The sequence below is a fragment of the Catenovulum adriaticum genome (assembly GCF_026725475.1).
GTDB lineage: Bacteria > Pseudomonadota > Gammaproteobacteria > Enterobacterales > Alteromonadaceae > Catenovulum > Catenovulum adriaticum.
The window spans coordinates 777,124-790,800 of the sequence record NZ_CP109965.1; the positions used below are offsets into that span (position 1 = coordinate 777,124).

General features: G+C 37.6%; 9 protein-coding genes. 6 read left to right on the top strand and 3 right to left on the bottom strand.

The features are described from left to right. The first annotated feature begins 158 nt into the window (after positions 1-158). From OLW01_RS03445 to OLW01_RS03460, 4 genes are all read left to right on the top strand, one after another. A complete protein-coding gene (locus OLW01_RS03445; protein WP_268075224.1) occupies positions 159-2,627 on the top strand; it encodes a glycoside hydrolase family 31 protein in 2,469 nt (822 codons plus the stop codon). A gap of 267 nt (positions 2,628-2,894) precedes the next feature. Next, a complete protein-coding gene (locus OLW01_RS03450; RefSeq protein ID WP_268075225.1) occupies positions 2,895-3,308 on the top strand; it encodes a VOC family protein in 414 nt (137 codons plus the stop codon). A 139-nt stretch (positions 3,309-3,447) separates the two neighbouring features. After that, positions 3,448-4,458 (top strand): YbaY family lipoprotein, encoded by a 1,011-nt coding sequence (locus tag OLW01_RS03455; RefSeq protein WP_268075226.1) that lies wholly within the window; start codon positions 3,448-3,450, stop codon positions 4,456-4,458. Between the two features lie 415 nt (positions 4,459-4,873). After that, the gene (locus OLW01_RS03460; protein ID WP_268075227.1) at positions 4,874-5,572 is read left to right on the top strand and encodes a glutathione S-transferase family protein; all 699 of its coding nucleotides are present in this window, start codon (positions 4,874-4,876) and stop codon (positions 5,570-5,572) included. 138 nt (positions 5,573-5,710) lie between these two features. Here OLW01_RS03460 and OLW01_RS03465 read toward each other — a convergent pair whose 3' ends face one another. Then, the gene (locus OLW01_RS03465) at positions 5,711-6,691 is read right to left on the bottom strand and encodes a DMT family transporter (protein ID WP_268075228.1); all 981 of its coding nucleotides are present in this window, start codon (positions 6,689-6,691) and stop codon (positions 5,711-5,713) included. 593 nt (positions 6,692-7,284) lie between these two features. On the opposite strand from OLW01_RS03465, the gene ppc reads away from it, so the two are divergent. After that, the gene (gene ppc, locus OLW01_RS03470) at positions 7,285-9,912 is read left to right on the top strand and encodes a phosphoenolpyruvate carboxylase (RefSeq protein WP_268075230.1); all 2,628 of its coding nucleotides are present in this window, start codon (positions 7,285-7,287) and stop codon (positions 9,910-9,912) included. Between the two features lie 257 nt (positions 9,913-10,169). Further along, positions 10,170-10,751: an SRPBCC family protein gene (locus tag OLW01_RS03475; RefSeq protein WP_268075231.1), complete on the top strand. Its 582-nt coding sequence runs from the start codon at positions 10,170-10,172 to the stop codon at positions 10,749-10,751. 2 nt (positions 10,752-10,753) lie between these two features. On the opposite strand, the gene OLW01_RS03480 is transcribed toward OLW01_RS03475, so the two are convergent. After that, positions 10,754-11,761: an isocitrate dehydrogenase gene (locus OLW01_RS03480; protein ID WP_268075232.1), complete on the bottom strand. Its 1,008-nt coding sequence runs from the start codon at positions 11,759-11,761 to the stop codon at positions 10,754-10,756. Positions 11,762-11,784: 23 nt separating this feature from the next. Beyond that, a complete protein-coding gene (locus tag OLW01_RS03485) occupies positions 11,785-13,653 on the bottom strand; it encodes a hypothetical protein (protein WP_268075233.1) in 1,869 nt (622 codons plus the stop codon). Positions 13,654-13,677 lie beyond the last annotated feature (24 nt).

Consider the following 13,677-nt stretch of genomic DNA (forward strand, 5'->3'; position numbering starts at 1 on the left):
GGTATTGATGTCAAATGCGCTAAATACCGGCTGGTTGTTAGTTCAAGTTTTTCTGTGTTGAAAATACATTTTGCTGTACGGGTAAGATTTATTTTACTTCATCATTGTGGTTTTCATTTTTCTTCTAATTTTTCAGTTTTTCACAAGGAAATTGCTATATGGCTTTATTTTCTAAAGGTCAACTCGGCCGAACCTGCTTATTTAGCTTGCTGTTTTTTTTATTATCAACTCAGTATGTTAATGCGCGCGATTATGTATCTCATCAGGTGTCGGGTGATAATTTAATTATTCAAACTGATGATGGTCAAATTACTCTGGACTATTTAACTGATTTTTCTGTTGAAGTGAGCTTTGAACCCAATTTAGGCAAGCAGTCGCAAGTGACGGCTTCTTTCAGTCTGGTTGAACAAACTGAGGATGTGAAGGTTCAGTTAGAACAATCTGACAATCAGCTTATATTTAATAGCAAACAATTGAGCGCTGTTATTCAAAAATCACCTTTAAACATTAAATATATTCAGCAAGGAACATTATTAGTGCGTGAAGCGGGTGGGTTTATTGCAAATTCAAATACTCAAGCGCGAGGTATTCAATTTAAACTGGCTCCTAATGAGAAAATATTAGGGGGTGGTGAACGTGTTTTAGGTATGGACCGACGTGGGAACAGGCTGCCTTTATACAATAAAGCGCATTATGGATATGGTACTGAATCAACCCAAATGAATTATGGTTTACCGGCTGTTTATTCAAGTAATCAATACATGATTTTATTTGATAACCCAGCGTCAGGTTGGTTAGATATTGGCAAAACTAAAGCTGATGTTTTGGCGTTTGAAGCTAAGTTAGGACAACTGACTTACGTTGTAATTGCGGGGAATAGTTTTAGTGATTTAACGACTCAATATGTCAATGTTACGGGTAAACAACCGATGCCACCACGTTGGGCTTTAGGTTATATTGCTTCTCGGTTTGGTTATCATAGCGAGCAAGAAGCGCGTGAGACGCTTAATTTATTTGAACAGCAAAATTTTCCGGTTGATGCCATTATTTTTGATCTGTACTGGTTTGGTAAAGATGTACAAGGCCATATGGGCAATTTAGCTTGGGATAACAAGGCTTTTCCAAACCCTGAAAAAATGATAAAAGATTTTAAACAAGCTGGAGTGAATACAGTTTTAATTACTGAGCCATTTATTTTAACGACCAGTAAAAAATGGCAAAACGCAGTTGATAACCAAGTGTTGGCGCTTGATAAAACAGGAAACCCAAAAACATTTGATTTTTATTTTGGGAATACAGGCTTAGTCGACATTTTTAAACCAGAAGCTAAAGCTTGGTTTGGCAATATTTACCATGAGCTTATGCAACAAGGAATAGCTGGTTGGTGGGGCGATTTAGGTGAACCCGAAGTTCACCCAGCAGATACCTTGCATCAAGTTAATGGAAATACATTAGTGGCTGATGCTATTCACAATGCGTATGGACATGAATGGGCGAAATTGGTGTATCAAAATCAGCAGTTAAATTATCCTAATACACGGCCTTTTATTTTAATGCGTTCTGGTTTTGCGGGTTCTCAACGTTATGGCATTATCCCTTGGACTGGTGATGTAGGTCGCAACTGGGATGGATTAAAACCTCAAGTTGAATTGTCACTGCAAATGAGCTTGTTTGGTTTGGCTTACACGCATTCTGATTTAGGTGGCTTTGCGGGCGATAATTTAGATGAAGAGCTGTATCTTCGCTGGTTACAATATGGGGTGTTTCAACCTATTTACCGGCCTCACGCACAAGAAGCAGTTGCACCTGAGCCTGTTTTTCATTCTGAAAAAGTGCAAAATATTATTCGCCAGTCAGTTAATTTGCGATATCAGCTCATGCCGTACTTGTATACGATGGCATTTGAAAACTCACAAACAGGCAAACCTTTAATGCAACCTGTATTTTTTGCATCACAGGCTCCCCAAGATATAGATAATAAATATGACTATTTATGGGGCGATGATTTTTTTGTTTCGCCTATTATCAACAGTGGAGTAACTGAGAAAACGGTAGATTTACCTGAAGGGCAATGGTTTGATTTTTTCACCGATCAAATTTACGCCGGTGGTAAAACTCAAAAGGTGGCTGTTAATTTAGAAAGTATTCCTGTGTTTGTTAAAGCTGGGGCTTTTGTTCCTATGGTTGAAAGGGTAGAGAATGCAGCTCATTATTCATCTGAGCAACTTACTTTACATTATTATCATGATCCTAAAGTGATAAAATCTGATGGTTATATGTATGAAGACGATGGTAAAACAGCTAATGCATTTACCAAAGGCTTGTATGAAAAACTAAAATTTAATGCGACATTTAAACCAGAACAGGCGCAGCTCAATTTTAACTTTAAGCGAGATGTAGGAGCTAAACCTTATCAAGGTATGCCTGAAAATCGAGAATTAACTTTAGTGGTACATCAAGCTGTCAAGCCACGGACAATCAGGGTAAATCAAAAAGATGTGACGATAGCGGCTTCTTATCAGCAATATCAACAAACTAATTCAAGCGCTTGGTTTAACTCTCAGACTAAGCAATTAATGCTTAAAACAAACTGGCATACCCAAGCTGTTGAGATTTCTATTAAATAAAGGTTTTCAACGATAAGCCTAAAAGGTATTTTGCTTTTTAGGCTAATTCACTTGTACACTTAGCTTAGGGCGTGTTTATCTTTGTTTATAACTTGAGCTGAGGTAAAAAATTGTTTTAAGCAAAGCAGAAATAACAAGATTTAGCGACTATATAAATCAAACTTATTCAGTTTTGTTAATAATGAAAATAGCCTATGGCTCTACTAACACAAAGATTTACCAGTTCTCGTTAAACTTGAGTGTAATGAAACCGAAAAGGAGATTTCTATGTTAAAGATGGCAGGGCTTGATCATATTGTGTTACGAACCACAAAGTTAACCCAAATGTTAGACTTTTACTGTGGACATTTGGGATGTACTTTGGAGCGTAAAACCGACGATTCTCTTGGCTTAACTCAGCTTAGAGCAGGTAATACGCTAATTGATATTGTTACTTTTGATAGCAAGTTAGGAAAACTAGCAGATAACCCTCCCGATTTAAACAGTCCTAATTTAGACCATTTCTGTTTGCAAGTGGAAACCAGCTCGATGGATGAAATTTGCCAATATTTAACTCAGCATTATATCCCTCATACCGAGCCTGAAAATCGTTATGGCGCGCAAGGTTTTGGTTTATCTGTTTATCTAACCGATCCACAAGGTAATACGGTTGAGCTAAAGCCCAAAGTAGATGAGGGTTAATCACAAGTCGCTTTTTAGGGCTGATTTGTATGATTTGAGTACCAGTGGACAGTTTTGTAGGCAAGTGCTGGCTTTGTACATTAATTTGATTAACATTAATTCATGATCTATTTCAATGACACCTTTGTAGGAGCCTAATGTGAAAATTTTTAAATATATTGCTACGAGCTTATTGTTTATTTTTGTTGTGGGCTGCCAGCAAGCACCTGAACAGGCTGTAATCAGCGGGAATATTGGCTATTTAGAGCGAATCGCTTTATTACCTAATAGTCAGGCGACAATCAGTTTATACGATGTATCTATCGCAGATAAAAAATCTGAGCTGATTACTGAGCAAACAATCGATCTGAAAGACAAGCAAGTGCCTATTGCTTTTAAACTTGAGTTTGAGGCGGATAAACTAAAAGAGAATGGCCGTTATGCAATACGCGCTATCATTAAAAGCCAACAAGGTCAGTTATTATGGACCACGGATACTAACTATCCGGTTGAATCGACCACGAGCGAACAAAAATTGGGAATGCTGCGTTTAGTTAAAGTGAAATCGCCTGAACAATCACACACGTCGACCTCAATAACTGATCTTACACAATATCAATGTGATGAGTTAAGTGTTCAAAGTCGTTTGCGTGATAATCAGTTAGAGTTGATTTTTAATGGTAAATCTTATTTATTAAATCGAGTGGTGGCAGCGTCAGGTGAAAAATATCAACTTGATAGTGCAGGCCAGCCAGCGATTGATTTTTGGCAAAAAGGCGATGAAGCTATGCTAACAATTGATGGAGAAACACTTAGTTGCCAGTCTGAAGAGCAAAGCCATTCAGATAATAAATTAGCCAATACTCAATGGCAAGTAACGCAAATTAATAACCAAGCTTTAATTGAAAATAGTAAAGTAACTATCAATTTTTCAGAGCAGAAAATTTATGGTAGTGCGGGTTGTAATCAATATACGGCCGACTATCAGTTAAATTCACCTGAAATTAAATTATCAACGATTGCTGTTACCAAAAAAGCTTGTATGGCGGCAGAATTGGCAGAGCAGGAATCTCGTTTTTTAATACTTTTAGGTGAAGTTAAGCAATTTACAACAGGTAATAACAACTTAACTTTACTAGATGGCAGCGGAAATAAACTAATCGCCGAGTAAACTGAGCTTAATAGCTTTCTCGTTTAGTCTGAGGAATCTTATGATTTAAATTATAAGCAGGCTAAATTAGGTTTTTTGAAGGACGTTTGTTTGCCATTTCTACTGTGTTGCCCCACATGGATGTGGGGCAAGCTGACTTTCCAGGAGCAAAAGTCTTTATCGCTTGTTTATCTCGCTCACTAAATCTCAATCGCTATGCCTTGTATTAATACCAAGCAAAGGCTGCAAAAAATTATACCCAAAAGATTATCAGATCCTAATCACACCTTGACCTTTTTTAAATATTTCCTTCTTTGTATATTGTTTCCCTGCACCCAGCGGTTGTTTTAACTGGTATTTTACGAAGCTGGATTATTTATGCTTTTCATCTAAGCTAATGCTTATAAAATAAGTTTACAATGGAGCCGGGCATTAAATGATTAGGTTACATGGGTTTGGTCCGCAATTTGGGTTAATGGATGCCAGTCCGTTTGTGCTAAAAGTGGATATTTATTTACGAATGGCTGAAATTCCTTATCAAGTTCGGTCTAAAATCTCTAATTTAACTAAAGCGCCTAAAGCTAAACTGCCGTTTATTACCGATGGAGATAAATTGATAGCTGACTCTAGCTTTATTATTGAACATTTAAAGCAGCAGTACGGTGATATTTTAGATATTGCTTTAACGCCTCACCAGCAAGCAATCGCCTATTTAGTGAGTAAATCATTAGATGAAAATTTTTATTGGTGCTTTGTGTATTCTCGGTGGATAAATGAATCTACTTGGCTTGATATGAAAGCTTCAACTTTTAGTTTTTTAAGTTTTCCGTTAAAGCACATTGTACCTGTCGTTGCACGTCGGCGGGTGGTTAATGCTTTAAATCAGCAAGGGATAGGCAGGCATAGTGAAACGGAAATTAAACATATCTTTATTAACTCGCTCAATAGCTTAGCTGACTTACTGGGCGAGCAAACCTATTTTTTAGGCGAGCAACCCACAAGCTTAGATGCGACTGCATTTGCGATGCTAGCGGAGTTTATTTTGGCTGATTTGCAAAGTGAATTTAATGACATTGCTAAAACATATCCTAGTTTAGTCAGCTATTGTGATCGAATTTACCAAGCTTATTATTAAACCCATTTAAATAAAGACAACCTGATTATAAGTAACCTCAACTCGGTTGAATGAATATGTTTCAAACGGCCTTTTTACAGGGGATGCGTTAAATTCCTTTATATACAACCCCATGGATGGGAGAGCGACGTCGGAGCTCTAGCTATTTACGCGTATTTTACCTTTGAGCTTATCCCCCCACAAATACAAACTAAGACCGACTAAGATAGCGCTAGCACCGAGTATTAAATTAAGCGAAACGGGTTCATTATTAAGCTGGTTGCCTAAAAATAGAGCAACAACTGGCGTAATTAAGGTAACTAGAGCCACGCTAGAAACAGTTAATTTTTGCAAAACATAATAAAAGCAAATAAACCCGACTAAAGATCCAAATATACCTAAATAAACAATGGCGTAAATTGATTTGGCTTGCCATTGTTCTGGCGTGATTTCAGCGCCCATTATTAACCATAAAGCGATAAATAAAGGAACTGATACCATAAGTGCTCCAACTGTCGTTGCCATCGGATGTATGCTAATGACCACAGTTTTAACCATAACGCCACTGAAGCTAAATAAGCTCACAGCAAGTAAGACACAAACAATGCCTACCCAAGTATGATTATCTGTGGTTAATGCATCTTTAAATATAACGGCTAAGCCTAATAAGCAAATAATTAAAGCCAACCAGCGAGTTGCACTAAAAGGTTTTTCATTGAGGATTTTTTGTCCTGCTAAACCAGATAAAATAGGCGCTAAACCAAAAATAACAGAGATTAACCCAGATTGAATATACCAAGTTGCTAAATAGCTAAATGCCATGCCGCCAAATACCCCAATAGCCGAATAGCTATATAAACTTAAACTGGTTTTGTTAAGAGGTAATCGAATATGAAATAAGCGGATTAAACCCAAACCAATCACTAATGCAATTAGCATACGTATTGCTACAGCCAGAATAGGGTGCATGCTGGCACTGCTCCAGACTATCGCCAATGGTGTTGTAGACCAAATTAATAAAACGGCGGTATAAGCAGCACTTATTTTTGGATTAAAGGGTGTGGCAGCGTGCATTTTTGGATCTTCCTTATTATTGGTGCCAAAAATGCTTTGCAGCTTAAACAAAAAAGCCGCAGTCATTTTTGGCTGCGGCTTTCGAAAATTAATTATTCAACTAGCCACAACAATAGAAAGGCATGCGCATATTAAGCACATTCCAAATCACTCTGCGTGGTTTAAGGTTACAATTGATGAATAACATTTTTAAATAGGTCACGTTAATTTGCTGATGAAAAATGAGTTTGGAGTTTTTTAACCAAGAGGTCAACCATTTTTTATTAATTTATTTTGTCATTTTATGTCAGTTTTAAAGGTTTTTATGGCGGTTTTTTGAGCTTTCGGTGATTTTTTTGCATTTTTTGGAATAAAATTACAGTTTGTGTGGTGATTTGGTATTACCAATATGCTAGTTTTAGCTCAGCTTGTTTAGTGTTTAAATAGTCAGGCGGCAGATTAATCAGCTAACTGAATCATCGTGTTGATACATTATGCAAAAGTTAGATTCTGACTGTGTTAGATTCTGACTGTTAAGTGAAATAAAACTGACCATTTATAGCTAAATGACTTCTGATATAGTGCTAACAGGTTTTTAGTAAAATGATGAGGCTAATTTTGTTAGTACGAAGTGATTTTAGCTATGAAGCTCAGTCAACTCAAAATTAAAGAGGTTTGTTATGCAAAAAGGGATCGATGATTCTTTATTGGAAACAGTTCGTTACTTAGGCAGTGAGCTGGGACAGATTATCCAGCAGCACTTAGGTGATGAATGGTTGGAGAAAATTGAAACGATTCGTAAGCAAGGCAGGCAATCAACATTAGGTGATGCAGATTGTACTCAATCGTTACAATCTTTGTTTCAACAAATGGATGATAAAGACCTACTGACGGTAGGACGTGCTTTTTCTCAGTTTTTGAACTTAGCTAATTTAGCAGAACAAGAACATACAGTTGCTAATTTTAGTGAAAAAGAGCCGGTTACTGAGTTTTTTAATAAGCTTAAAGGCATCGATAAAACTCAAATGTCTTTGGAAGATGCGATTAAAGGACTAGATATAGAGTTAGTATTAACCGCTCACCCAACCGAAGTTACCCGTCGAACTTTAATTTATAAGTATGCTCGTTTAGCAGAGTGTTTGTCTGATCTGCACATTGAAGGGTTAACTGATAAAAAACGTGCCCAAACTGAAGCCCGAATTGCAGAAATTATTAGCCAAGCCTGGCACACTGACGAAATTAGAGCAGCACGCCCCACTCCTGTCGATGAAGCTCAATGGGGCTTTTCAGTTATTGAAAATTCATTATGGGAAGCGGTACCAAACTTTATTCGCAATCTTGATTCACAATTATCAGAACAATTTGAAATTGGTTTACCGTTAAACTCAAGCCTAGTTAGATTTGCATCATGGATGGGCGGTGATAGAGACGGCAACCCGTTTGTCACGTCTGAAGTGACTGAAACTGTTTTATTATTGGCACGCCAACGTGCAGCGAATTTATTTTTGAATGACATCAGCACTTTGTATGTTGAGCTTTCAATGGCAGATGGTAGCTCAGAGTTATTTGATTATGTAGGTCAGGAACAACGTGAACCTTATCGCGCCGCTCTTTCTTCATTAAAAGATAAATTAACCGCTACCACTGAAGGTATTGACGCTTATTTCAATGGAGAGTCTGTTAATCAAAATAACTGGATTAACAAACAAGTAGAACTTACCGAGCCATTAGAGACTTGTTACCGCTCGTTAGTTGAAATGGGGATGTCAGGTATCGCATCTGGGTTATTAACCGATACTATCCGCCGCGCTTACTGTTTTGGTATTCATTTATTAAAATTAGATATTCGTCAGGATTCTGATCGCCACGATCAAGTTTTTAGTGAAATTACCCGTTATTTAGGTTTAGGTGATTACTCAAACTGGTCAGAGCAAGATAAGCAAGCTTTTTTATTGCGTGAGTTAAGCTCTAAGCGTCCACTTGTGCCTCGTAATTGGAATCCCTCTGCTGACGTAGAAGAAGTGCTTAAAACTTGTAATGTGATTGCTAAACAAAGTGAAGATGCGTTAGGGATTTATATTATTTCAATGGCACGTTCACCGTCAGATGTATTAGAAGTACATTTATTATTGCAAGAAAGCGGTATTAAATGGCCTATGCCGGTTGCGCCATTGTTTGAAACATTAGACGATTTAAATAACGCACACGACAGCATGACTCAATTGTTAAGCATTGATTGGTATCGGGGTTTTATTCAAAATCACCAGTATGTCATGATTGGCTATTCAGATTCAGCTAAAGATGCAGGCGCACTTGCTGCGGGTTGGGCACAATATCAATCGCAAGAAGCTTTGGTCGATTTAGCACAAGCGTATGATGTTAAGCTTACTTTATTCCACGGCCGTGGTGGCACAATTGGTCGTGGTGGTTTACCTGCGCACGGTGCTATTTTATCTCAGCCTCCTGGGTCTTGTTTAGGTGGTTTACGGGTAACAGAGCAGGGCGAAACGATTCGTTATAAATTTGGTACTGAGCCACTAGCACAACGTAGTTTTGGTTTATATGCCAGTGCGATTTTAGAAGCATTAATGTTACCACCTCCGGCGCCGCGCGATGAATGGCGTGAAGTAATGAAAGAGATGGGTGCAAGTGCACGTGATAATTATCGAGCGGTGGTACGTGATGATCCTAATTTTGTTGCGTATTTCCGTAGTGCAACACCGGAATTAGAATTATCTAAATTACCTTTAGGTAGTCGTCCGTCTAAGCGTAAACCAAATGGTGGTGTAGAGAGCTTACGTGCTATTCCGTGGATTTTCGCATGGGCACAAAATCGCTTAGTATTACCTTCTTGGTTAGGTGTAATGAAAGCCTTCCAATCAGCAATAGATAATGGCCATTTGGCTGTGATGAAAGAAATGAAGTCTCAATGGCCTTTTTTTGCGTCGCGTTTATCTATGCTTGAAATGGTATTTATGAAATCTGATCAGCATATCGCTGCATTATATGATGAAACCTTAGTACCTGAAGAGTTAAAATACTTCGGCCAAAACTTGCGTGAAGAATTAGCGATTAGTAATGATTTATTGCTTAAATTACTAGAGCAAGAAGAAGTTATGCAAGGCGATGCAGCGAGTAAAGAATCTATGCAGATTCGCGCTTTCTATTTAGAGCCGTTGCATCTTTTACAGGTAGAGCTATTAAAGCGTGCACGAGCGGCTGAAGGTGAAGAGCTAGATTATCATTTAGAGCGAGCCTTAATGGTCAGTATTGCCGGTGTTGCAACAGGTTTACGTAACACAGGTTAATATTTAGCGAATTAAAGCTAAAAAGAAAAAGCCAACTCAATTTGAGTTGGCTTTTTGCGTATAGCCGTTAATAATTTAGCTAAAATTAATTATATTTAACCTGATCTGGATGAGGCGTTAGTTAAAGTATTGAATTTTTTATCCAAAATTCAGGTTATTTAGATTAAGTTAAAACATAAAATAAGGGCTGGTTTCCAATGCTCAAAAGGTTTGTAATGTTGAAATGTAAATTGCTATTATTGATTTGGCTTTTAACTATGAGTGCAACTAGAGCTGAGCCTATGTTGGATGATAGTTGGCGAATCTGGCGACAAGCCAATGACGTTTCCGTGAGCTACCAAAGGGTAAAAAAGAGTGGTGCTTTAGCAATAAAAGCGCAGCTAAATATTAATAATACGACACCAGAAAGTGCGTTAAATTTTATCTCTCAAATTGATCATATCCAACAATGGATGGCTTTTTTAGATAAAGCTGAAGTGGTCGCGCATCATGGTCAAACTCAGATGACGACTTTATTTGAATTTAAAGCAGTTTGGCCCTTAAGTGCTCGGCAAATGGTTTTAACATCTGAGTTTCAATTTACCGACACAGGCTTTAAAATTGTATCGGTAGACCAGCAAGATAAATATACTCACTTGTTAAATGAAACTATTGTTAGCGTACCTTACTCTATATGGCTGCTCACTGACGACAAAACGAATAAAAGCCGTACCTTAACTTACACCTCAATTACCCATTTAAATGGCGATGCGCCTGCCATGCTAACAAATAAAATACTGCTGCGCAGTATGTGGCAAAGTTTTAATAACTTAAAAGCCCTAATAGGAAGAAAAGGTTAAGCTTATAATCTTTCCAAAATCGCTTGGGTAAACTCACTAGTGCCAGATTCACCGCCTAAGTCTCGAGTTGTGCGATCACCGGCTGCTATAGCATCTCTGATTGCGAACCTGAGTTTATCGGCTTTATTTTTCATTGACAGGTGCTCAAGCATTTGAACTGAAGCCAGTAAAACTGATGTGGGATTTGCTAAATTTTTACCGGCTATATCCGGGGCGCTGCCATGTACGGCTTCAAAAATAGCGCAATCTTGGCCAATATTAGCCCCGGGTGCCATACCTAAACCGCCAACTAAACCTGCACATAAATCAGAGATAATATCGCCAAATAAATTGGTGGTGACAATAACATCAAATTGCGCAGGATTCATAACCAATTGCATGCAGGTATTGTCCACTATCATGTCGTTTGATTCTATATCAGGATATTGTGCCGCAATCTCTTTTGCTACTTTTAAAAACAGGCCTGAGGTTGATTTTAGAATATTGGCTTTATGCACCATGGTGACTTTTTTTCGGCCTTCTTTACGAGCGAGTTCAAACGCAAAGGTGACAATAGCTTTAACGCCTTGTTGAGTTATTTGGCTTGTCGCTTGGGCGGTTTCACCATCGTCAGATAAGGTTTGGCCTAAACCAGAATACATGCCTTGTGTATTTTCGCGAATGGTAATTATATCAATATCTTCATAGCGTGATTGAGTCCCTTTAAATGAAATAACAGGGCGTAGATTAGCGTATAAAGAAAATTGTTTACGCAAAGTAACATTTATTGAGGTGAAACCTTCACCAACAGGGGTTGTTAGAGGACCTTTTAAGACCACCTTATTTTTTTTAATAGATTCAAGTGTCGCGGCGGGTAGTAATTCACCTGTTTTTTCTAAGGCGGCTAAACCGGCGTCTGCATATTCAAATTCAAAACCGCAATCTAATTTTGTTAAAATTTGCACAGCTGATTCGACAATGCTGGGCCCAATACCATCGCCGGGAATAATGGTGATGCGTTGCTGTGTCATATAAACCTCGTGTTCACAAAACGTTAGTGTGCTATGGGACAAAAAAAGTGGTGTTTAAAGCTAGTGTTATCAATGAGAGTGAGCAAGTTTTGCCAAGTTATATTAAGTCGACTCATGCTGTAATTGAGATCATCATAGACGGCTTTGTTTTGTTGGGCAAGATCATTCATTTGTTTTAAATGATACGACTGGTAAGTTATGACGGTGGCAAAAAAGCTTATTTTTAATAAACAGACTGCTTCATTTGCTAGGCTATTTTCGATATCTCTAGGTAACTTATTAAGAGTAAGTTGATTATTAATGAGCGCTTGGCACAACCAACTTGGCTGCCTCCAATTGACCGCGATTTGTTGACTCAACTGAGCATAATTTTTATCTAGTGAAAATATATTTGCTAAATCGGTGGATAGCTTAAATGGAAATGCAGATTTAGTGTTTATTTTTGAATGGTAAAAGTAGGGTAAAAGCGCAAAGCTCACTAATAAACGAGCCGTTTGGGGATTTATTTTGGCTGCATCGAGTGCGATTTGCTCAGCAATATGTTGAGCTGTTAATTGAAAACACTGAAGCCAATGCTTGCTTTGATGATGCTGTGACATCATTGGTTTTTCAATTGTATTTTGAACTAACCAAGGCGCTATCGCGTCGCTGCCTAGCATCATTATTGCTTGATTAACGCTTAAATTGTTTGAAACTTTTGAGCTTTTTTGTTTCGTATAGTCAATTAAATCTTGGGTTATTGTTTGGTTTTTTGATTGATTTAATTGCTTACACATAAAATCAATTGGGTCGTTAGCTTGTTGCAAATTTTGAACTAGCTGCAAGGTAGGTAAATGTGCCGATAATTGAATTTTTGGTATTGAGTTATGTTTTGGTTTTGAATTAAAGTTTAGCTCAAGTGCCGACATATACGAAGGCAACTGGGTTTTGTATAAAGCGAGCAATTTTGTTTGATCAGGTAGGACTGCAAAGTCACTTGGCAATGCCATGCTTAAACTATCCCAATGGCATGTGTGCAAGCTATCTTGTGCATATATAATGGCGTAGTCGCTTTTGTTTTGTTGGTATTTAAAGAGTAAATAGCCAGCTTGATTATGGTAATTAATTAAACTGCCTAACGGAAGTGATTGCCACTGTTTATGTAATAAGTTGAGGTAAAAAGTATCGACTTTTTGAAACCAGTGCCGGCTTAAAAATTTTAATTTGAGTGTCCAATTAGCGAGTTTGGGATACAAAATATCTAAATTAACTAAATGGCAGCAAAAGCTAAACAGGCTTAATGCAATTGGGTTTTGTGGATGATACGTACAGATAATGCGTTGGTTAACGCCTGAACCATCTATAAATTCATATTGATTGGTTAGTAATGAATTGATAAGTAAATTTTGTGTTGTTTCGTTAGTTTCAGGTTTTATAAACTGCGCGGTTTTACTGGCACTCTTATAAATAATGTTAATAAGGGGGTTGGTTTGAGGTTTGTTTTTTATGAGCTCAAACAGATGATATTCAGTTTGGTTGAGTAGAGGGTATATTGCGCTATCTCTAATTGCACTAGCGGTCAACAATTCGATTGCGAGTGCTTTGGGTAAATTAAGTTCGTTAATGAAATTAAGTAATAAAATGTTTGTTTTTAAATATCTTTGTTGATTGAGCTTTAATGGAGTAGGTAAAAAGTAAAAGCTAGAAATAAGCTCAGGAGCGTGATAAAAATCAGTTAACCATTGAGTTGAAATTTTTCGAAACTTAGCTATCCACTGCGTCAGTGATATTGGCTGTGCTAGATTATTGGTTTTTTCTTGTTTCTGGGCTTGAAGTGCATCTTGGTGCAGTTTTTGGTGTGATTTTAATAAACGAAATGTGGATTGAATTAAATCCGCAGTAGTAACAGACATGCTGAGTTAACCTTATATAACCAA